Raw genomic sequence first — 20,900 nt, forward strand, 5'->3', positions numbered from 1 at the left:
AAAATAATATATCCGGCAAAGCTATTGCCGGTTTTTGCTAACCCTATGGATTACCGAAGGTATCCGGAAAGGCGGGAGCCTGCCGGCAATATCAGAGCTGGTAGTCCGGAGCTTTAATCAGTTCTGCCATTTCGGGGGCAATTTGAGTTTCCCAGACCGACGATTTCCACTCCTCCCGGGGAACATATTTCAGCGCAATACTGACAGCACCTTCCCGGCATTCCAGATACTGTTGCATAAGTTGTGTCATCGCCTCTGCGAATTCTTTTGTCTGCTCCGGCGTCAGTTCACGGGGAAATGATTTAATTTCAATATGTGGCATCGGTTATCCTTCTGTCAGAAAAGCCCCTGCTGGATTGCTGTTCTGATAATGACACCGGAAATTTTGAGAAGAAAGAGAAATTACAACGCCTGCCGCGGCGGGCAGGCGAAAGCGGGAGAGGAATTAATATTCATCACCACGAACACGGTCACGGTAGCTGTCCCAATCAAAACGTACCCACATACTGTTTCCCAGTCGCATCCTGTCCATCACCCTGTCGCCTAATAACGCGTTCATACCTTCATGGTTCAGGTTAGATAGCATCCCTGTCGGCCGTTTGGATGACGAGCGGCGGTCAACAATCTGGTTAATGATGACTTTTTCGTAGCGGGATTCGGTCTGCATACCGATTTCATCAATCACCAGCAGATCCACACTGCTCAGGTCATGGATTAAGCGTTCTTCCGTCAGCGTACTGCCCCCGCTGAATGTCCCTTTCATATTAGACATCAGGTCAGCGACCGTCACAATAAGAACACTTTTGCCGCGCAGGATCAGATCATTACCGATTGCTGCCGCCAGATGGTTTTTCCCGGTGCCGGGACGGCCGGAAAAAACAAAACTGGCAATACTGTGTTCAAATTCCGCGGCGTACTGACGTGCCATCGCCAGGGCTTTACGCTGCCCTTCACTTTCCACACGGTAATTGTCAAAGGAACAGTTCATATGCAATTCACGGATCCCCGAACGCCCCATGATACGCTGCATTTTCATCGCCCGGTTTTCACGAAATACGGCTTCTGAACGCAGGCGACCTTGCTCCTGGTTCCAGGCCAGTAAATCTTTACCACTGGTGAACTTGGGTTTTACCCCTTCAGGCATTAAACGTTGTAATCGGCTAAAAAGATTTTCCGGTGTTTTCATTATTCACCCCTGAAACCACTTGGCGTCTGACGATCAGGTTCGGCCACTTCCGTCAAATCACGGCGGGTCTGACCATATTTATTCACTCTGCCGGTCTGCAGGGAACGCGCCAGCTTTTGCTGCCACTGAATATGATGGAAAACCCGGCCTTCGGCCTGCCAGTAAGCAGTAAAGGCAGCAAGCTCTTCCTCACTGACCGGTTCGTTCAGCGCGATACCCCAGACCGCCGCCTGACGCAGAAAATCCGCATCGGGCTGCCAGCCGTTATACATAGGAAATTTTCCAGCCGGTGCACGAAATACCGGCGGCATCGCCGCCGCTGAAGGCTCAAAGAACTGGTCATCCAGTGCGACATCTGTGGGATGCTTTAAAGCAGCCTCAGCCGCCAACAGCTCCGCCAGACGCCCGGCCGTGAGTGCATACATGACCGGGGCATTATTATTGAAAACCGCAAGCGTTCCCCGTTCGGCGCCTTGCAGTGCAGAAAGCGGATCCTGGCTGAATTCATTCAACCCGATGATCGTTGAGGATAAAAGTTTAACCGGCATGATGAAACCTGACTCTGTAGAATTATCCGGCCCCGAACCCCCGGGTGCCTCGGGGCGACTATACCTATAGTGTACCAAGTTTGTCGTCATGGATCGCAAAAACATCATGTCATTGTTCTTCTCCCGGTGACTTCTGCCGGTCAGGATGACATCTCTGTCAGGAAACGCAGGATCCTTATTATGAAAATTCAACGCTGTCGTTGGGTCACTGCCGACCCGCTCTATATTAACTATCATGATCATGAATGGGGGATCCCTCAAAAAGATCCGCAGATATTATTTGAAATGCTCTGTCTCGAAGGCCAGCAGGCAGGTCTTTCATGGATCACGGTACTGAAGAAACGGGAGGCCTATCGGCAGCTTTTTAGCCAGTTCTCGGCCCCGGCCATGGCCGCCCTTACCACTGCCGATATCGATTTGTTACAACAGAATCCGGCAATCATTCGTCACCGCGGTAAAATAGAAGCGCTGGTCAGTAATGCCAATGCCTTGCTGGCCATGGAACAACAGGGTGAGTGTTTTTCTGATTTTGTATGGGGCTTTGTTAACCACCAGCCTGTCATCACCCGTTATCTCCGGAATGAGGATGCGCCAACATTGACTCCTGCATCAATAAAACTCGCTAAGGAGTTGAAAAGAAGAGGGTTCAGATTTACAGGCCCGACTACCTGCCATGCTTTTATGCAGGCAGCAGGCATGGTTATTGACCATCAGACTGATTGCTTCTGTCACCCGGATAACCGTAACAAACAGCCACAGGGCGCCGGTTCAGATAACGGATAAGCCACCGGCAGGGTCGAATATATACCGACAGACAGGCATAATCAGCGCTTCATGCCTGTGAGAGGCAGCATAAACAGGAGACGTAATGACTAGCAGGCCGCCACGCGCCACGATAAGCGATGTCGCCAAAGCCGCGGGAACCGGAAAAACCAGTGTCTCCCGCTACCTGAATGGCGAACAACAGCTGTTATCACCGGCCCTTAAAGCCCGGATAGAACAGGCCATTTCAGAGCTGAATTACCGGCCAAGTCAGATGGCCCGCAGCCTGAAACGCGGCCGTACACGGTTAATCGGGCTTATCATTGCTGATATTACCAATGCTTACTCAGTGGAAGTCATGTGCGGTATCGAAGCTGCATGCCGCGATTACGGGTTCACATTGTTAATGTGTAATACCAATAATGAGGTGGCACTGGAGCAATATTATATTCAGTTACTGAGCAGCTATCAGGTCGAAGGACTGATTATCAACGCAGTAGGGATGCGTGAGGAAGAGCTAAATCAGTTGCTGCAATCCAGGCTGCCGATGACATTGATAGACCGTAAAATTGATGACTTCGGGTGTAATGTCATTGGTCTGAAAAATCATGAAGCTTCACAGCAGGTCACCCGACATCTGGCTGGCAACGGTTTTAAATCGTTACTGTTCCTCAGTGAGCCAGTTGCCAGTGTCAATACTCGCCGGGAGAGGCTGGAAGCCTTCCGTCAGACAGTGGCGGAATATCCTGACATTTCCGGCGAAAACGCTGAAATTTGCCTGAATCAGACGGATAAGTTACGCGAATGTCTGCGAGATTTTACCCGCAGACATGCATCTCAACACTGTGCCATCATTGCTGCGAACGGTTCCATGACGCTTCAGGTCGTGAAAGCCCTGCGTGACGAAGGACTGGAGTGCGGTAAAGATATCGGCCTGGCCGGGTTTGATGAGATGAGCTGGTCTGCACTGGCGGGTCCCGGTATTACGACGCTAAGACAGCCAACCCATCAGATAGGCTACAGTGCACTACAGAGTGTTATCAGCATGATAAAACAGACCGATACCACACCGAGTGATCAGTTTTTCAGCGGTGAATTAGTGGTACGTGGTTCCAGTCATCCCTTGTGATACCGCTGCTCTGATGCCCGGATAATCATTTTTTGTTACGGAGATGAAAAAATTATCCCTTTACCGGCCGGTTATGGAACCAGTACCATCCTAATCAGATAAGCGCTGAAACTGCCCGACCCCGATATCAGGAGGGAGTGATGAGTACTGAGATCATCGTAGTAACCGGAGCCTATGGCAGACAACAGGTTGCGGCTGCGGGTGGACAACAGGCACTGCTACCGGTGATTGAACGGGCAGGTGCCAGCGGTGTTGAAATCCGCCGGGAACTGTTTTCAGCACAGGAGTTGTCACAATTACCCGCATTGTCGGCCGCGATAAAACAGCACGGACTAACGGCTTATTACTCGGTTCCTGAGCCTCTGTTCACTGCCTCCGGCACAATTAACCCGGATCTGCAGACATTTTTTGCGGAGGCCGGCACCCTGAATGCACGCTTGCTGAAATTTTCGTCCGGCTACCCGGTCAGCAATGTCGCGGCGGAGAAGCTGGCTGAACAACTGGCGGCAAGCCCTGTCCCCGTCACGGTCGAGAATGATCAGACAGACGGCGGGAAAATTGCCGTAATGGCTGAATTTTTTTCCCGTTTCGGACAGATTCCGGCGATAGCCGGAATGACATTTGATACCGGAAACTGGTACTGGACCGGAGAGTCACCACTCCGGGCCTGCCGGGAACTTTCAGCCTATGTCAGCTATATCCATCTCAAAGCTGTCAGGAAGGATAAAGACGGTTTCCGCGCTGTCCCCCCGGCCCCGGACGATGAACACTGGCAAACGCTGCTGGCCGCACTCCCCGGGAACGTCCCGCGGGGTATTGAATTCCCGCTGACCGGAGAAGACCTGGTAGCTGTCACCCGGCAGTATGTGGATCTGTTTCGTCAGGTCTGACCCTGTTCAAGGTTATTTGTCTGACTGGAATTTCGTCCCGTCAGACAGATTACCTGTTGTGTGATACCGGCCCGGCATGGCTGAATGCCGGAACCGGAGTATGCAGTCATACCCTACAACTTCACCATGGAGATAAACCGGAATGAAACCCTCTGTCATACTTTATGAGTCATTACCCGCAGACCTGCTCTCCCGCCTGAGCGAACAGTATGATGTTACTGAAATCAGCGGCCTGAATGCTGAAACTGTGGCAGAACACGCAGATGCATTTCGTCAGGCGGTCGGACTACTCGGTTCCGGCGGAAAAGTTGATCAAACCCTGCTCGACAGCATGCCCGCACTGAAAGCCTGTTCGACTATTTCAGTAGGTTATGATCTGTTTGATGTTGATGCATTAAGTGCACGCAATATCGCGCTGATGCACACCCCGACAGTGCTGACAGACACCGTAGCAGACACGATTATGGCTCTGGTACTGGCCAGCGCGCGCCGCGTTACTGAACTCGACCGTTGGGTAAAAGCCGGAAAATGGACCAAAAATATTGGTCCGGAAGAGTTCAGTATCGATGTACACCATAAAACCCTCGGCATCGTCGGTATGGGCCGCATTGGTAAAGCTGTCGCACAACGTGCCCGTTTCGGCTTTGATATGGAAATACTCTATACCGCTCGTTCGGCGCATAAGGATGCGGAAGAGCGCTTCGCGGCCACCCGCTGCGAGCTTGATGAGTTACTGAAAAAGAGTGACTTTGTCTGCATTATTCTGCCACTCACCGATCAGACACGGCATATGATTGGCGCCGGACAACTGGCGTTAATGAAATCCAGCGCGATCCTGATCAACGCTGGCCGTGGCCCGGTAGTGGATGAACAAGCCCTCACGCGCGCACTCAAAGAGAAAACTATTTACGGTGCCGGTCTGGATGTATTTGAACAGGAACCTATCCCGGCCCGGTCGGAGCTGCTGACTCTGCCTAATGTGGTGACGCTGCCGCATGTGGGCTCAGCCACCCATGAAACACGTTATGCCATGAAAAAGGATGGCGTGGAAAACCTGCTTGCCGCCCTGTCCGGTCATACGGATAAAAATTGCGTTAATGCCTCCGCACTTAAAAAGTGAGGGGTTAAGCCAGGAAGAGTACAACACATTACCATTGCGCCTGCGGATAGCGGGCGTTATGGTGGAGAGACCTTCGGTTAACTTTATACTTCAGCGATGAATTTTTCTCAGTTCGGTCACAAATTTACCCGTCAGAATGGCATCACCCGTTTAATGGAAGATATGGGGACAGGGTTACGTACGCCCGGTACAGTCATGCTGGGGGGCGGGAATCCTGCCAAAATCCCGGAAATGGAACACTATATTGAAGATTTGCTGGCTGATATGCAGCAAAGCGGCCAGCTGACGGAAGCTTTATGCAACTACGATGGTCCGAGGGGTAAGAGTGTATTGCTGGAAAGCCTGGCAGCAGAACTGAAAGAACATCATGGCTGGGATATCACAGCAAAAAACATCGCCCTGACCAATGGCAGCCAGAGCGCTTTTTTCTACCTGTTTAATCTGTTTGCCGGCAAACGAGAAGACGGTCAGAGACGTAAAGTTCTCTTTCCTCTGACACCGGAATACCTGGGATATGCGGATGCCGGTCTTGAAGAAGACCTGTTTGTTTCTGCCAGGCCTACGCTGACCCTGCTGCCCGAAGGACAGTTTAAATACCATATTGATATGGAAAATCTGGCTATCGGGGAAGATATTGGTCTGATTTGTGTTTCCCGGCCGACGAACCCGACCGGGAATGTGATTACCGACGAAGAATTAGCCAGCCTGGATACGCTGGCCAGACAGCACGATATTCCGCTGCTGATCGATAACGCCTACGGTTTACCTTTCCCCGGGATCATATTCACCGAAGCCAGCGCCCTGTGGAATCCGAACATTATTCTGTGTATGAGTCTGTCCAAGCTCGGTCTGCCCGGTGCACGCTGCGGTATTATTATTGCCGGCGAAGACACCATCAATGCGCTGGGAAATATGAACGGTATTATCAGTCTGGCCCCCGGAAGTATCGGGCCGGCTATCGCCAACGAAATGCTCTGTCGTAAGGATCTCCTGCGCCTGTCCGAACAGGTGATCAGGCCTTATTATCATCATAAAGTGACAGAAACGATTGCGATTATTCGCCGCTATCTTCCGGAAGACCGCTGCCTGATCCATAAACCGGAAGGGGCGATTTTCCTTTGGCTATGGTTCCGTGACCTTCCGGTAACCACGGAAGAACTTTACCACCGTCTGAAAGCGCGTGGTGTATTGATGGTGCCCGGGCATTTCTTCTTCCCGGGGTTACAGGAAGAGTGGCCTCATGGAAATCAGTGTATGCGGATGAACTATGTTCCTGAAAATAAAGAAATTGAACGTGCAATGATTATTCTGGCCGATGAACTGGAACAGATCTGTCGTTGATTCTTATCGACTAACTGACTATTTAAGAGTCAACTATGCGCCTTAAAGACCTGCTTCTGGCATTGTGTGTTGTGATCATCTGGGGTGTAAACTTCGTCGTCATCAAAGTGGGGCTGGAAGGTATTCCCCCTTTTTTACTGGCAGCACTGCGCTTCCTGCTGGTCGCTTTTCCCGCTTGTTTGTTTATCAGGCGGCCCGCAGTGCCCTTTAGGTGGCTACTGGCGTATGGCATGACCATCAGTTTCGGGCAATTTGCCTTATTATTTCTGGCCATCAAGCTGGGTATGCCTGCCGGGCTGGCTTCACTCATACTGCAGGCACAAGTCTTCTTTACCTTACTGTTCGGTGCCTTTTTTCTGCGTGAAAAACTGCGCTGGTATAATGTTACCGGCTTACTGGTGGCCATTATCGGGATGGTCTTCCTGGCAGAACAGAGTCTGACACCGGGTGTCAGCGATGCGATGTCACTGACCAGCCTGTTATTAACGCTGGCAGCCGCGCTCTGCTGGGGGCTCGGTAACATCACCAGCAAAATCATCATGCGCGATCATCCGGTACCGGCAATGTCACTGGTGGTCTGGAGTGCATTTATTCCTGTTGTGCCATTTATACTGTGCAGCCTCGTCTTTGATGGTGCCGGGAACGTTCATCACAGCCTGACGCATTTTTCAGTTACCGGCGTATTCTCCGTCGTTTACCTGTCACTGCTCTCGACCATCGTCGGTTATGGACTCTGGGGAGCGTTACTGGGCCGTTATGAAACGTCACGGGTGGCACCGATGGCTTTGCTGGTACCGGTGGCCGGGATCCTCAGCGCCTCTTTTTTCCTGCATGAAACCATCAGTTCCTGCCAGATGCTCGGGATTAGTGTGATTATTGCAGGATTACTGATCACCACCTTCGCAGGCAGGTTACAAAAACTTCGTCAGCGTAGCTGACCGGATTACCTCATGTAAAAACGCCGCGCACCCGCGGCATTTTTGTATTCATCGACCCGCAACGAAACATCATCCCGCAGGATCGCAAATTTCACCTGGGCATGCCCTGACGTCTCTTCCGGGATAACCCGTCCGGGCACGCCAGGCAGGTCAGTCCCCTGTACCGGCGATATCCGTCGTACGATGAAACAGGATCGGGGAACTGCACTTTTTTCAAGCAGAAAATAGATTTTTTGCGCGAATTCAGACGAATTGACATACACTCAGAAAGAGGGATTATCATATGACTGTAGTAACAGACTGTCATATTTTCGGTTACCAATCGCTGACGACCTGAAAAAAGATGAAACAGAAGGTAAGGAAGGAACGATAATGATGAAAATGAAAAACAGGATCCCGACTGCCGGCGTTATTGTCTGGTGTGCTTTCTCTTCCACAGGATGTTCCAGTGTGATGTCTCATACCGGTCCGGAACAAGGCTATTATCCGGGGACCCGTGCCAATACGGAGATCCTGAGCGACAGTCATACCCGATGGCCGGTGAAGACCCTGGCGGCTCTGGATTATCCTTTTTCAGCCGTCATGGATACACTGTTGCTCCCCTGGGATTATTATCGCCGTGATCATGGTGGCGGGCTTTCATTACGTGACAGAGTCGAACAGAACGACGACCTGGCAAAAACAACTACCCCGCAAACGGCGACACTGGCAACAACTCCCCCGTCACAATAAACAATTGTCGCCAGCCACCGACGATACGTGAATAGGCGATACTCAAGCCATCAGGTGACCAGACGACAGCCTCTCCGTCAGGAGAGTGATCGGTACGGGGTGTCACCCGGCGGCAATTACCGGTCTGTACATCACAGGTTATAACGCTATTGTCACAAATAAACGCAAGGTAATCGCCAGCCGGATGCCAGTTAACCACGGAGGTGATACTGTGTTTAAGCGCCGTTATTTGAACCGGTTCCCCACCCTGCGGTGACACAGTCCATAACTGAATGATCCCTTCATCATCTGCCATCAGAAAACTGATCCTGCTACCATCCGGGGATGTACGTAACCAGTGCCTCGGTTGCAGGGCAATGCCGCGGGAAAACGTCAGTCTGCGCTGAACAATGCCTGCCGGCGGTGAGGGCATCCGCTCAGCGGTTCCCTGCAGCGGATAAGCTCCGGGCAGCGCATAGTCTGCGGCGGTTTCCGGCAAATCCGCAATGAAGATTTCCGGAACCTTTTCACCTTCTGTCGGGACGGTATCACCAATAAACACCAGCGCCCGGCGCTGCCACTCACCATTTTGTTTACGGTAGCCCCGTAGACCTACCCAACTCTCTTCATAGGCGCGGCTGATTTCATCGCTGCCGGGCACAGGTTCGGGAGTCGTAGTGCTGATGAGAACGCAAAAATGGCTTCCGTTATATTCCCGCGGATGTTGCTTAGCAATATTTACCGGGTGGAGAGGCACTGCCACGCCAACATTTCGCAAATCTTCGGCCAGGGAGCGTTCATGCATCACATGATCGTTATAGGTAAAGCTCAGGTAATCCCCATCTGCATCATACATATGGACATGACTGCCGCCACGTAATGCCCCCGGGGTAAAGGGCGGCGTAATATCGCAGGCATCCAGAGTCACCGCCTGGCCTTGTTGAATAATAACGCCCCGTCGGTGATGGAGGTCGTACTGCCACTTCTCATCGGGGTTTTCAGGGCCGTGGATGCAGACGTATCGTTCCGGGAGCTGAGGACTGCAGGTGATGACACCCACACAAGCGCCTTCAGTTGCCCGGTAAATAATCTCGGTGATACCCGTGTGAATATTCACCCGTTCAACTGTCTGGCTATTGAAAGTGGCTTCCGGGGGACGTAAGTCAAAGACCAGCCACTGGCTGTCCGGCGTCCATACCTGAGCATTAGTTAACTGATGATGACGTTTGTCGAAGGTAAGTTGTATTTCCTGCATTCACCCGGGTCCACTGCATTCAGTAAGTGGAGGGAATATGCAATATTCTGCCAGCCTGTACCAGTGATAATGCCCGCTTTCTGTCGTTAAAAACGGAAAAACTGCCTATGGCAGTTTTCCGACGATTGCATGAGCTTTGCGACAGTACTTATTTGTTTAATTCCGCAGTCATATAAACGCCGTTATCAGTACGGGCACTGGTGATGGTGTATGACGATGCACCATCAGCTTTCGCCTGAGCAGCAATGTGAGCCTGTGCACTATCCAGGGTGCTGCCGGTAGCAGAGATCATCTCAGCTGAAGCGCCAAAAGAGAGTGCGGAAAAAACAGCGGCGGTGGCTATAGTGGTTAATATTTTCATTATCAAATTCCTTCTCTGGTTATCTGTTATGTATGATGCCCGTTCCTGCCGGTGCACCTGATACCGTTCATACAGCCTCTGTTCACAGACAGAGCCGTCCCGGGGTCATTACTTGTTGTTAATTTCTGCTGTCATATAAACACCGTTATGCGTACGTGCACTGGTGATGGTGTATGACGATGCACCATCAGCTTTCGCCTGAGCAGCAATCTGAGACTGTGCACTATCAAGGGTACTGCCGGTGGCAGAAATCATTTCTGCTGAAGCCCCAAAAGATAAGGCGGATAAAGCAGCGACGGTGAATAAGGTAGCGATCGTTTTCATTGTTAACTCCTGAATAAGTAAAACCTGATATGTAATGCGTTGATGTAATAATACCTATAGTTATTATTAGGTGGTTAACAGAAAATGCGATCTTGATCACGCAAAAACCTTTTGTGTCGCGATTTTATGTTAATTAATTGCAACGTATTAATTACATTAGGGTTCCTGAAAGTCACAATAACGAAAAAAAACGACATATCCGATGAGTACCGGATAAAGCAAACGGAGAGCGGAGAAAAACAGCCGATCGCGGGCAAAAAAAAAGCACCCCGTAGGGTGCCTGCCTGAGCTCAGGATTTATTCAGAAAGGGCCCATTTTTCAATGGCCAGGGCAACACCGTCTTCAGCATTAGACAGTGTCTGGTAACGGGCATGTTTTTTGACGATATCAATCGCATTCCCCATGGCTACCCCGCTGCCGGCGTAAGTCACCATCGCCAGATCATTCTCATGATCACCAATGGCCATGACTTCATCGGCTGAAATCCCGAGTAACTCTGCCAGCTTACGAACCCCCTCACCCTTATTGACCTGTTTGTTGAGAATTTCGAGGTAGAACGGGGAGCTTTTCAGGACGGTATAGTTTTCTACGATCTCTGCCGGTAACCGGGCAATCGCTTCATCAAGGATTTCCGGTTCATCCACCATCATCAGTTTCGGAAAACGTAATTCAGGATCCATCTCTTCAACGGCACGGTAACGTAACGGTATTCCCGTCAGAGAAACCTCATGTACCGTATATTTGCTGATATCTTTGTCGGGAGTATAAAGATGTGTTTTATCCAGCGCCTGGAAGTGGACTCCCAGTTCTCCGGAAAGCTGCGCAAACCGGAGATAATCGTCATGTTCCAGAGTCACCTCGGCAACACAGCTGCCATCTTCGGCACGCTGTACCAGTGCCCCGTTGTAACTGATACAAAACTGCCCAGGTTTATCCAATCCCAGCTCTGCAACATACCGCTGAATACCAATATAGGGCCTGCCCGAAGCCAGTACGACAGTGATCCCCCGAGCCTGAGCCTTGTGGATAGCCGATTTTACGGCGGGGCTTATCTGATGGTCCGGAGTCAGCAGAGTGCCATCCATATCAATTGCTATCAGTCTGATTGCCATAACGTCTCCGGAAATAATGAATAGTCCGCTGATGCTACCCTTTTTTACTGAATACTGACTACTGTTTCTATATCAACTGTGATCTGTGCCATTTATTCAGTATCGGTGCAGAGCAGAAGGTTCGTCTTTTATTTCTCTCAGTGGACAAGGGAACACGGCCCCGTAGCCTGAGATGCTTGTGTTGCCTGCTTATCCTTAAGTGCGGGGTTTATTGAAGTATTCTGTGCTAACCGTACTGTGCCCACCTAAATAACAGGCCAGATATAAATTCTGACCACCCCAAACGCGCAGGAGACCTTCTGAATCAGGTGTTCTTACTGTCAGCCGTAAACAAGCAGCGTCGCATGATATGAAAAACACCGGGCTGCCCTGCTTCGTCAGGAGCTACCGCAAACAGCCAACGCACTGAGTAAGTGACGACGCTTATTGAGTCCGTGGTGTGATCTTTGGTCATTGGCGATGACTGCAGGTGATACCCGGTATCGCTCGTCGCTCTCTGCTTACATATCTGGCGGATAAACGGCAACAGACGGCCATCCCCCCTTTATAACGAGGGGTTTCCTGATGCTGGCGTACTCCCTGTAACCGTTAATAAAGATCCACACGAAGCACTCTGGTGATCCGTATGCAGGGAGTGCCTACCGGTGCAGTGCCCGGTGTTAACGGGAATGACTCCGCGGGGAATACCCTCATTTCTGACGCACCAGATATTAAAGTATCGTTAATTTATGGTAAAATTTCTGAATTTAACTTAAACGCTTAATAAACAGCCACAGCAAATCAAATGTTTTTTTTCGTGGTAAATTATCTTTCCTAATGTGTTCAGAGCCTGCTTTTATCTGCCCCCTCATTTTGTGATCAATTGTTTCCACATGATTAGTAATGTTTTTTTGGATACTCTTTGACCTCATTGATCGGATATAACGATAGATGTGTAATTATCCTATAGTCACGACCTATTTAATAGCATTGATTGATCGGTATTGACGAACGCAGGAATATAGCGATAATCAGCACCCATCAGTTTTCAGGAAAGAAACCGCTTTCCAATCATTAGTAATTTTTAAACGCATAATAAGTCAGAAAGTCACTAAATAACGTCAGTTATAAGGATTTTTAACAGTGGCCGGGGTCCGTACAGGATATGGATATTCAGAGGTAAAACATCTGACTTTTTGTATTTTAAAAAACGAATGCTGATCCTGAAAAATATTTAATTCTGTCAGCGGCATCTGTTTATGACTCCGGTTTCTTTTTTATTTCTTTAAATACTCTGATGATGAGGGAATGAATGTTTCATTATTTTTCATCATCAGTAACTGACTCATTAGCCGGGTTTATATCCCGGAAAACGCGGGTGACTTTTTATGAAACTATTTAATTACCTTTCAGCTTTTACCGGCATTTGTTTTCTTTCTCTCGGCATGGTGTCTTCTGCCTCCGCCACACCGGTTATCGGTATCGGCAGCATGTACGATGTCCTGATGCCCGGCACACAAAGCATGACCAAACGCATTTATAACACCGGGGACTCCACAGCCTTTGTCCGTGTCGGCATACTGGAAATCCACCCGGGTAATAATACGGACCCGGATGAGAAACCCCAGAAAGAAGTGTCCGGCAAAACGCTCGAGCAGGACCGGCTGATTGTCACGCCACAGCGCCTGATTATCCCGCCCGGTGGATTCCAGGCGGTACGGATCCTCTGGCCCGGCAGCCGTGACACCGAGCGCTATTTCCGGGTCAGGTTTACCCCCGTGATGCCGGAAGCCGATGACAGTTTCGGACTGAATAAGGAAGCGGCCAGTGAGTACCGTAAAAATACACTGCATGCCGGACTGAATGTCCTGACCGGTTACGGAACCATTGTGATTGTTCAGCCTGACAAACCGGTGTTTAACTCCGAAATAAATAATTTACCTTCCGGTAACATTATTGTCAGCAATAAAGGGAATGCCACCGTATCGCTGGATAATATCCGTCAGTGTAAATCCGCAAATACAGACTGCGGTGCCGTCACCCGGGAATTTGTTCTGCCCGGAAAGACGAAGACGCTGAAAAAGAAAACCGGCTATAAAACTAATTTCACTCTTATCGAGGGAAATAACAAACGGGCGTTAAGTTATTAACCCCCGGAAAAAGTTAAGTCTCCCTTTACTTAACATTTCAGATATTACGTGTATTAACTTTAACCTTAAGGAATCATGACTATGAAATTCAACTTTTCTGCCCTGAATAAGTCCCTGGCCACCGCACTGGTTTCCTGCGCAATCCTGGGCGGCGCTGCGGCTCATGCCGCTGACTCACAGAGCTACACCATCAACCTGTCTGCCACTGTGCCGGCCGACAGCTTCCAGGTGATCCCGGTCGACTCAGGCTGGATTGACCAGACCCAGACCATGGGCTACGACATTGCAACCAGCAAACTTCAGTCTTTCGAAAAACAGTTCCAGTACAAAAACACCTCGGGCGCTATCCAGGCCTCACTGACCGGCAACCTGAATACCGACGGTAAACCGCAGCTGTCTAACGGTACTGACGTCATTCCTCTGGCGGTGAAGTTTAATAATGTCGCGCTCAGCCAGACGGCCACCACCGTGGTCAACGCGAGTGATGCCAAAGCGGGCGGACGTACAGCACTGAACATCGCGCAGGCCGATGATAAGGCCCTGACAGTGAACGGTTCTTTCACCGGCAGTGTTGCCATGATTTTTGAGCCGGTTGTTGATGTTGCCGAATAAGGCTGTCTCTCTGCCCTAACCTGACGGAGGCTGCCATAATATTGTGGCAGCTTTTTTTATGAAAAAACATTTTCTCGTCCTGACTCTGTTGCCCCTGATGTATCCCCTGACGGCACCGGCTGAAGATATGATGCTGGCCGTCAATATGCGCGGCCTGCCCGAAGACTTCAGGCAGTATTTTTATGATGCTGAGCTGGTTGTGCAGGTTTACCTGAACGATACCCGCTTATTTGATGCTGCAGTCTCGCTGAGAAAAAACGGAGACATCCGCCTGCTTCGCACGTTTGACGATGCCGAAGATACTGACCCGGAGACCCGGGCACTCTGGACCGGCGTACTGAAACAGGGTGTCCCGACGGGAAAATGCCGGAAAGACTGCCCGTCCGGTCTGATGGAAGTCCAGTACCGGCTGGATAACTCGGTCCTGAAACTTTACACCGCAGACTATGAAACCTCCCGGGCAGGAAGTGCCTATATCGGCATGCCGGAAGATACCCCCGGCGGCATGATTATGTACAACGACATGTCATTAAGCAGTTCCGGATCGTTACGCAGCTGGGGAATAAACTCCTCCCTGACCGCGTCTTTTGCCGGCTGGAGCCAGAGAGCCTCTTTTCAGTCTTCGGGCACCGACGGCAGTTACCGGTACAGCAGTTCCGGTCTGTATGAGCTGTTTACCCAGAAAGAACTTCAGGGCAGCTTTGTCCGGCTGGGCCTGTTTTCCCCGGACAGTGATAACGGCAATGTGCAGACCTCCGGTTTCGGCTATGACACCGTGGCGGGAGCAATGTGGGGAACCTCTGACACCCTGCTGGTCAGTACGGACAGCGTCAGCGCCTGGCCGGTCTATGTCACCGGACGCAACCAGTCAGTCGCGGAAGTCTGGCGCGACGGCCGGCTGATCCACACCCAGCAGTTACAGGCCGGCGTGCAGGCGCTCGACACCCGCCAGCTGCCGGGCGGTATCTATGATATCACCATCAAAATTATCGAAAACGGTCAGACGACCGACACGCAGCAGGCCCAGATCTACAAGCCCCAGGGGTGGAGTGACCCGAACCGCCGCTGGCGCATGACGTTGTGGGGCGGCCAGCGCAGAACGCTGGCGACCGGGGATACCGGCACCGGCCGGGAGACCCCCTTTGCCGCCGGCGGCGGTATCGACGTACTGGCACACCCCCGCGCGATCCTCGGCGTCAGCACGGCGGTCACAGAGAAAGAACAGCAGGTCAGAACCCGGGCGAATATTACCCTTTCGCCGGATGACACCCTGTTCGCCCAGTACACCCTGGGGAATATGGAATATCAGGCAAACCGGAATACCGATATCCGCTATTACCGCAATATTCCCGGCGGCGGCTCGGCCAGCCTGTTCTGGCGTTCAACCACGACAGATATTTATGGTCACAGAACCGCATCTCGCCAGCAGGGCGATACCTGGGGCAGCAGCCTGTCGCTGCGGATGCCCTGGTCAACCTCCCTCATCGTGAACGGACAATATATGAATACCGCCTGGCGCCGCGGGGTGGGGACCGATGTCTCTGTGACCACCCTGGCCACTGTGGCCGGGCATGATATGAATTTCAGGGTAAGCGCCTACGACACGCCGGGCTTTAACAGCCAGCGCCGCGACCATGGTGTGTCATTCGGTGTCAGCCTCTCGCTGGCCCCTGCGGCCCGTCATACCGTGTCGGCGGAAACCGGCATGAGCGGGAACCAGGGCTATTCCAGCCTGAACTATCAGTGGCAGCCGGGGAACAACAGCAGTCTCCGCTCACTGGGCGGCGGGGTGTCATACAGTCCGCAGAATACCGTCTTCAGCGGTAACGCCACTGTCGATACCCCGTTCGTCAGCGGGGATGCCTACGTGCAGCATAACACGCAGGGAAGTTCCAATACCGCCGGCGGCAACCTGAGCCAGGTACTGGTGATGGGGGGAGGCAAAGTAGCCTCCGCGAACGGCAATGCCAGCCGCAGCATGGAATCCGCACTGATCGTGGATGTGGATTCAGAGGATGACACCACCGGTATCCTCGCCTCCGGGACCTCTGCCGAAACGCGGCTGAAGCCGGGCCGTAACATCGTGCCGGCCGAGCTGTGGAAAAAGGATACGGTGCAGTTTTCGGCCAGCGGCGGGGAAAGCGTGCAGGTCTTCCCGTCGCAGGAAAGCATGCAGATGAGACGCGGCAGTGTGAAATATATCAGTGTGAAAGCCGTGAAAACCTTCACCGTGGTCGGGATGTTACTGGACACGCAGGGAGAAGTCCTGAAAAACCGCTATGTGAGCAGTGATGTCTCCGGCGGCATTATCAATGCCGAAGGGGTGCTGACACTGGACTCCGGGGTGACCAACCGGATGCTGAGCATCAGAGCGGAAAAAGGGCAGCCGGCCCTGCAGTGCGAACTTCCGGCGGGAATGGACAAAACGAAGAAGGTGCAGTTTATCAGCACCGTCACCTGCCGGGCAGCCGGCAGCGGAGAACATAAATGAAGAAGATACTGATACGCCTGCTGGCAGGCAGCATGCTGGCGGCCGGGAGCCTGGCGGCGGGGGCAGCGACCATGGATATTACCGCGTCGTTCACCCCGTCGGTGAGCAATCCGGAAAATAATACCTTTACAAATACCACGCCACTGAGTGGGTTTTGTGCTGATTGGCCAACATCTTGCACAAACAACAATACAAGTATTTCATTTGCAGGTATCACTCTTCTGGGGAATGGAGTTCTCCTCTCTGATGATTCAAACCCGAAAAATCATTTTTACCTTGGTCTGCCGGGGGCTACGAAAGTAGATGTGGTTAATTCGGAGACCCAGGAAAAAGCACAAATCACTTTTACTATAACCGGGTTTGGTGGACGCTGGACCAACCTAGGGAGCGGGGCCCGTATAGGCTGGGAAAGGGGGGAGTTTGCTTATCCCACGAATCTCCCATGCGGGAGCGCTACTAATGGCGCAAGCATAGGCACAGGGAGTGGTTCAGATTCTACATGGTATGGATGGGCCTGGAATGTATCAGGGGCTTGTTATAAACGTAGCACTTATACAGGCCGGACAATCACATCATCAAATCTGTATCAGACTTCCATTCGTTACAAACTCGTTACTCCTAATCCGTTACAGCTTACTTCCGGTATATACAAAGGATATGTCGACTGGAGCATTGGGCCAGGTGGTGATATTGATTTTGGCAACAAATGGGATGCGTCAGACTCGACGCTTAGGGTTAATTTCACCCTCAGTGTCAATCACGAACTAAAACTCTCCACCACAGCAGATGACCAGCAGGTTTCCCTGCAGCCCTGCGCATCCGGAAAGGTGTGCACGGCAGAGGAAGGTGCCGCTAACTGGGAGCGCTGGATGATTACCCGCGCCACCCCGGAGCTGACAGGCAGAAGTAACTTCAACCTCTCCAGCTCGGGGGCGTTCACGGTATATATGGAGTGTGAGCAGCAGAGCGGTTCAGATTGTGCCCTGAAAAGCGATAACACCCCGTCACAGACCGTTCCCGTGCAAAGCCTTTTAACATTGCCGCGGGGGATCGTGGACTCATCAACCGGCTCAACGGTAACCAAAAGACGGCTGGCGGTGGGCCGGGATTTAACGAAAAACGTTTTTGTGACCAAGTCATTCGCGGAGAACCAGGCCGGAAGTATTGATTTTCTGGTCAGTCAGAAAGACGTGGATACCATGCTGAAGACCCGGCCGGATACTTACCGGGGCGCTGTGACGGTGATTTTCGATCCTAAAATTTATTGAGATATACAAGGCTATTCTCCACCGGAGGAAGGGCCTATATTAATGGGTCGCAGTGAAAAACAGGGGCGGGGTGTACGTCTGTTAAAAACGACACTGACGGACAGGCAGGATCAGTAATACGCCCGAGGGTGCCGGCATAAAATAATCACCGGAGCAGGATAACGACATTCACGTGCAGATAAGCCTGAGATTAAAGAGCCCGGGTTCGGCTGAATACCGAACCCGGGCTCTTATAACCACTTCACATGAACTGTCTGACTTTATGGCTACAGTTCATGACCCGTTTTTGCTCAGCGCAAACGATCAGATATCGATATTCGCGGCTTTCAGGGCATTTTCTTCGATAAAGGCGCGACGAGGTTCAACCGCATCCCCCATCAGCGTGGTAAACAGCTGATCGGCGGCAATGGCATCTTTAATCGTCACACGCATCATGCGGCGGCTTTCCGGATCCATTGTCGTTTCCCAGAGCTGTTCCGGGTTCATCTCACCCAGACCTTTATAGCGCTGTACTGACAGGCCACGTCTGGATTCTTTCACCAGCCACTCTACGGCCTGCTCAAAGCTGGCCACCGGCTGACGACGCTCCCCGCGTTCAATGAAGGCATCTTCTTCGATAAGACCACGAAGTTGCTCACCCAGTGTATTAATTCTCTGGTATTCCGGTCCGTAAATAAATTCTGAATCCAGAGGATAATCCGTATCCACACCATGTGTACGAATACGAAGTACCGGCTCAAAACGCTGATGTTCACGGTCTTCACGGACAATACCGGTATAGCTGCTACCGTGCTGTTCGCGTTCTTCCAGTTTGGCCACCAGAGCATCCATCCACGCCTGTACGGCCGCCTGGTCAGATAAATCACTCAGCGTCGGGTGATACACCAGCCCTCTCAGCAACGCCGCCGGATAACGACGGGTCATGCGCCTAATCATCTTCTCTGTACTGTTGTACATTGATACCAGATTTTCCAGCGAGGCTCCGCTCAGCGCCGGAGCACTGGCATTGGTATGCAGAGTCGCGCCATCCAGCGCAATCGCTATCTGGTACTGATCCATCGCATCATCATCTTTGATGTACTGTTCCTGCTTACCTTTTTTCACTTTGTACAACGGTGGCTGTGCGATAAACACATGGCCGCGTTCAATGATTTCAGGCATCTGACGATAGAAGAAAGTCAGCAGCAGCGTACGGATATGCGAACCATCGACGTCCGCATCCGTCATGATGATAATGCTGTGATAACGCAATTTATCCGGGTTGTACTCATCGCGGCCGATACCACAACCCAACGCGGTGATCAGTGTTGCCACTTCCTGGGAAGAGAGCATCTTGTCAAAACGGGCTTTTTCGACGTTCAGGATCTTACCTTTCAGAGGTAAAATGGCCTGATTCTTGCGGTTACGCCCCTGCTTCGCAGAGCCGCCCGCAGAGTCCCCTTCCACCAGATAAACTTCTGAAAGCGCAGGGTCGCGTTCCTGGCAATCCGCCAGTTTGCCCGGTAATCCGGCCAGGTCCAGCGCGCCTTTACGACGGGTCATTTCACGGGCACGGCGCGCCGCTTCACGCGCACGGGCAGCATCGATAATTTTACCGACGACAATCTTGGCATCGGACGGATTTTCCAGCAGATATTCAGAGAGCAGTTCATTCATCTGCGATTCCACTGCCGATTTCACTTCCGAAGAGACCAGCTTATCCTTGGTCTGGGAAGAGAATTTCGGGTCCGGCACTTTCACCGACACAACCGCGATCAGACCTTCACGGGCATCATCACCGGTGGCACTGACCTTCGCCTTTTTACTGTAGCCTTCTTTATCCATATACGCATTCAGTGTACGGGTCATTGAGGCACGGAAACCGGCAAGGTGCGTCCCGCCATCCCTCTGCGGAATGTTGTTGGTAAAGCAGTAGATATTTTCCTGGAAGCTATCGTTCCACTGCAACGCAACCTCCACGCCGATACCGTCTTTTTCCGTACTGAAATAGAAGACGTTCGGATGGATAGGCGTTTTATTTTTATTCAGATACTCCACAAACGCGCGGATACCACCTTCGTAGTGGTAGTGATCACTCTTATCTGTACGCTTGTCGATCAGGCGGATAGACACGCCGGAATTCAGGAAAGAGAGTTCGCGCAGGCGTTTTGCCAGAATGTCGTATTCGAAATCGGTCACATTCGTAAATGTCTGATGACTGGCCCAGAAACGTACCGCAGTCCCGCTCACATCTGTTTCGCCGATCACCGCCAGCGGTGCTGTCGGTACACCGTGCTGATAAATTTGCTGATGAACTTTACCGTCACGACGGATAGTCAGTTCCAACTTTTCAGACAATGCGTTGACGACAGAGACACCCACGCCATGTAAACCACCGGACACTTTATAAGAGTTATCGTCAAACTTACCCCCGGCATGCAGCACAGTCATAATCACTTCTGCTGCCGATACGCCCTCTTCCGGGTGAATTCCGGTCGGAATACCACGACCATCATCCTGAACTGAGACGGAGTTATCGGAGTGGATAGTGACGGTGATTTCTTTACAGTGGCCTGCGAGTGCTTCGTCGATGGCGTTGTCCACTACCTCGAATACCATGTGATGCAGACCGGTACCGTCATCCGTGTCACCGATGTACATACCGGGGCGTTTGCGTACCGCATCAAGTCCTTTCAGGACTTTGATACTGGAGGAGTCATAAGAATTCGACATCAACGTTTCT

General features: G+C 51.5%; 19 protein-coding genes. 11 read left to right on the forward strand and 8 right to left on the reverse strand.

Annotation, left to right across the window (positions count from 1 at the left end; translation table 11 throughout):
* Positions 1-91 precede the first annotated feature (91 nt).
* From pptA to dnaT, 3 genes are all read right to left on the reverse strand, one after another.
* Positions 92-322: a tautomerase PptA gene (pptA, locus tag CG67_RS03180; RefSeq protein ID WP_025901540.1), complete on the reverse strand. Its 231-nt coding sequence runs from the start codon at positions 320-322 to the stop codon at positions 92-94.
* A gap of 123 nt (positions 323-445) precedes the next feature.
* Entirely contained in the window at positions 446-1,186 is a 741-nt protein-coding gene (gene dnaC, locus CG67_RS03185; RefSeq protein WP_025901541.1) for a DNA replication protein DnaC, read from the reverse strand.
* Positions 1,186-1,734, reverse strand: a complete 549-nt coding sequence (dnaT, locus tag CG67_RS03190) for a primosomal protein DnaT (RefSeq protein WP_025901542.1) — start codon at positions 1,732-1,734, stop codon at positions 1,186-1,188. The genes dnaC and dnaT overlap by 1 nt, the downstream gene beginning before the upstream one ends.
* Positions 1,735-1,920: 186 nt before the next feature.
* Between dnaT and CG67_RS03195 the strand changes: the two genes are divergently transcribed.
* The 7 genes from CG67_RS03195 (at position 1,921) to CG67_RS03225 (ending at position 8,646) form a co-directional block, all read left to right on the forward strand.
* On the forward strand, positions 1,921-2,517 hold the full coding sequence (locus tag CG67_RS03195; protein ID WP_025901543.1) for a DNA-3-methyladenine glycosylase I: 597 nt from the start codon (positions 1,921-1,923) through the stop codon (positions 2,515-2,517).
* An 85-nt stretch (positions 2,518-2,602) separates the two neighbouring features.
* Positions 2,603-3,625, forward strand: coding sequence for a LacI family DNA-binding transcriptional regulator (locus tag CG67_RS03200; protein ID WP_025901544.1), 1,023 nt, complete (start codon positions 2,603-2,605; stop codon positions 3,623-3,625).
* Between the two features lie 140 nt (positions 3,626-3,765).
* A complete protein-coding gene (locus CG67_RS03205) occupies positions 3,766-4,515 on the forward strand; it encodes a sugar phosphate isomerase/epimerase (RefSeq protein ID WP_025901545.1) in 750 nt (249 codons plus the stop codon).
* A gap of 142 nt (positions 4,516-4,657) precedes the next feature.
* The gene (gene ghrB / locus CG67_RS03210; protein WP_025901546.1) at positions 4,658-5,635 is read left to right on the forward strand and encodes a glyoxylate/hydroxypyruvate reductase GhrB; all 978 of its coding nucleotides are present in this window, start codon (positions 4,658-4,660) and stop codon (positions 5,633-5,635) included.
* Positions 5,636-5,731: 96 nt separating this feature from the next.
* Positions 5,732-6,976, forward strand: coding sequence for a valine--pyruvate transaminase (locus tag CG67_RS03215; protein ID WP_025901547.1), 1,245 nt, complete (start codon positions 5,732-5,734; stop codon positions 6,974-6,976).
* Positions 6,977-7,011: 35 nt separating this feature from the next.
* Positions 7,012-7,914, forward strand: a complete 903-nt coding sequence (locus tag CG67_RS03220; protein WP_025901548.1) for an EamA family transporter — start codon at positions 7,012-7,014, stop codon at positions 7,912-7,914.
* Positions 7,915-8,289: 375 nt separating this feature from the next.
* On the forward strand, positions 8,290-8,646 hold the full coding sequence (locus CG67_RS03225) for a YceK/YidQ family lipoprotein (RefSeq protein ID WP_025901549.1): 357 nt from the start codon (positions 8,290-8,292) through the stop codon (positions 8,644-8,646).
* Here the strand turns inward: CG67_RS03225 and CG67_RS03230 are convergent.
* The 4 genes from CG67_RS03230 to yidA form a co-directional block, all read right to left on the reverse strand.
* Positions 8,600-9,880, reverse strand: coding sequence for a DUF3748 domain-containing protein (locus CG67_RS03230; RefSeq protein WP_025901550.1), 1,281 nt, complete (start codon positions 9,878-9,880; stop codon positions 8,600-8,602). The genes CG67_RS03225 and CG67_RS03230 overlap by 47 nt on opposite strands.
* A 148-nt stretch (positions 9,881-10,028) precedes the next feature.
* On the reverse strand, positions 10,029-10,241 hold the full coding sequence (locus CG67_RS03235) for a YdgH/BhsA/McbA-like domain containing protein (RefSeq protein ID WP_025901551.1): 213 nt from the start codon (positions 10,239-10,241) through the stop codon (positions 10,029-10,031).
* A gap of 108 nt (positions 10,242-10,349) precedes the next feature.
* Positions 10,350-10,565, reverse strand: a complete 216-nt coding sequence (locus CG67_RS03240) for a DUF1471 domain-containing protein (protein ID WP_025901552.1) — start codon at positions 10,563-10,565, stop codon at positions 10,350-10,352.
* Between the two features lie 297 nt (positions 10,566-10,862).
* Complete coding sequence (gene yidA / locus CG67_RS03245) at positions 10,863-11,678, reverse strand: sugar-phosphatase (protein WP_025901553.1); 816 nt, start codon at positions 11,676-11,678, stop codon at positions 10,863-10,865.
* Positions 11,679-13,045: 1,367 nt separating this feature from the next.
* Between yidA and CG67_RS03250 the strand changes: the two genes are divergently transcribed.
* From CG67_RS03250 to CG67_RS03265, 4 genes are all read left to right on the forward strand, one after another.
* Positions 13,046-13,807: a hypothetical protein gene (locus CG67_RS03250; protein ID WP_025901554.1), complete on the forward strand. Its 762-nt coding sequence runs from the start codon at positions 13,046-13,048 to the stop codon at positions 13,805-13,807.
* A gap of 81 nt (positions 13,808-13,888) precedes the next feature.
* On the forward strand, positions 13,889-14,419 hold the full coding sequence (locus tag CG67_RS03255) for a CS1 type fimbrial major subunit (protein ID WP_025901555.1): 531 nt from the start codon (positions 13,889-13,891) through the stop codon (positions 14,417-14,419).
* A 58-nt stretch (positions 14,420-14,477) separates the two neighbouring features.
* Complete coding sequence (locus CG67_RS03260) at positions 14,478-16,910, forward strand: TcfC E-set like domain-containing protein (protein ID WP_051546309.1); 2,433 nt, start codon at positions 14,478-14,480, stop codon at positions 16,908-16,910.
* Positions 16,907-18,178 (forward strand): hypothetical protein, encoded by a 1,272-nt coding sequence (locus CG67_RS03265; protein WP_025901557.1) that lies wholly within the window; start codon positions 16,907-16,909, stop codon positions 18,176-18,178. Before CG67_RS03260 ends, CG67_RS03265 begins: the two co-directional genes overlap by 4 nt.
* 303 nt (positions 18,179-18,481) lie before the next feature.
* On the opposite strand, the gene gyrB is transcribed toward CG67_RS03265, so the two are convergent.
* On the reverse strand, positions 18,482-20,890 hold the full coding sequence (gyrB, locus tag CG67_RS03270; RefSeq protein WP_025901558.1) for a DNA topoisomerase (ATP-hydrolyzing) subunit B: 2,409 nt from the start codon (positions 20,888-20,890) through the stop codon (positions 18,482-18,484).
* Positions 20,891-20,900 lie beyond the last annotated feature (10 nt).

The sequence above is a fragment of the Tatumella sp. UCD-D_suzukii genome (assembly GCF_000611875.2).
Lineage (GTDB): Bacteria > Pseudomonadota > Gammaproteobacteria > Enterobacterales > Enterobacteriaceae > Tatumella > Tatumella ptyseos.

Bases quoted from the DNA above. Each gene is read 5' to 3' on its own strand.
- pptA (WP_025901540.1), bottom strand. From the start codon at position 322: ATGCCACATATTGAAATTAAATCATTTCCCCGTGAACTGACGCCGGAG.
- dnaC (WP_025901541.1), bottom strand. From the start codon at position 1,186: ATGAAAACACCGGAAAATCTTTTTAGCCGATTACAACGTTTAATGCCT.
- dnaT (WP_025901542.1), bottom strand. From the start codon at position 1,734: ATGCCGGTTAAACTTTTATCCTCAACGATCATCGGGTTGAATGAATTC.
- CG67_RS03200 (WP_025901544.1), top strand. From the start codon at position 2,603: ATGACTAGCAGGCCGCCACGCGCCACGATAAGCGATGTCGCCAAAGCC.
- CG67_RS03205 (WP_025901545.1), top strand. From the start codon at position 3,766: ATGAGTACTGAGATCATCGTAGTAACCGGAGCCTATGGCAGACAACAG.
- ghrB (WP_025901546.1), top strand. From the start codon at position 4,658: ATGAAACCCTCTGTCATACTTTATGAGTCATTACCCGCAGACCTGCTC.
- CG67_RS03215 (WP_025901547.1), top strand. From the start codon at position 5,732: ATGAATTTTTCTCAGTTCGGTCACAAATTTACCCGTCAGAATGGCATC.
- CG67_RS03220 (WP_025901548.1), top strand. From the start codon at position 7,012: ATGCGCCTTAAAGACCTGCTTCTGGCATTGTGTGTTGTGATCATCTGG.
- CG67_RS03225 (WP_025901549.1), top strand. From the start codon at position 8,290: ATGAAAATGAAAAACAGGATCCCGACTGCCGGCGTTATTGTCTGGTGT.
- CG67_RS03230 (WP_025901550.1), bottom strand. From the start codon at position 9,880: ATGCAGGAAATACAACTTACCTTCGACAAACGTCATCATCAGTTAACT.
- CG67_RS03235 (WP_025901551.1), bottom strand. From the start codon at position 10,241: ATGAAAATATTAACCACTATAGCCACCGCCGCTGTTTTTTCCGCACTC.
- CG67_RS03240 (WP_025901552.1), bottom strand. From the start codon at position 10,565: ATGAAAACGATCGCTACCTTATTCACCGTCGCTGCTTTATCCGCCTTA.
- yidA (WP_025901553.1), bottom strand. From the start codon at position 11,678: ATGGCAATCAGACTGATAGCAATTGATATGGATGGCACTCTGCTGACT.
- CG67_RS03250 (WP_025901554.1), top strand. From the start codon at position 13,046: ATGAAACTATTTAATTACCTTTCAGCTTTTACCGGCATTTGTTTTCTT.
- CG67_RS03255 (WP_025901555.1), top strand. From the start codon at position 13,889: ATGAAATTCAACTTTTCTGCCCTGAATAAGTCCCTGGCCACCGCACTG.
- CG67_RS03260 (WP_051546309.1), top strand. From the start codon at position 14,478: ATGAAAAAACATTTTCTCGTCCTGACTCTGTTGCCCCTGATGTATCCC.
- CG67_RS03265 (WP_025901557.1), top strand. From the start codon at position 16,907: ATGAAGAAGATACTGATACGCCTGCTGGCAGGCAGCATGCTGGCGGCC.
- gyrB (WP_025901558.1), bottom strand. From the start codon at position 20,890: ATGTCGAATTCTTATGACTCCTCCAGTATCAAAGTCCTGAAAGGACTT.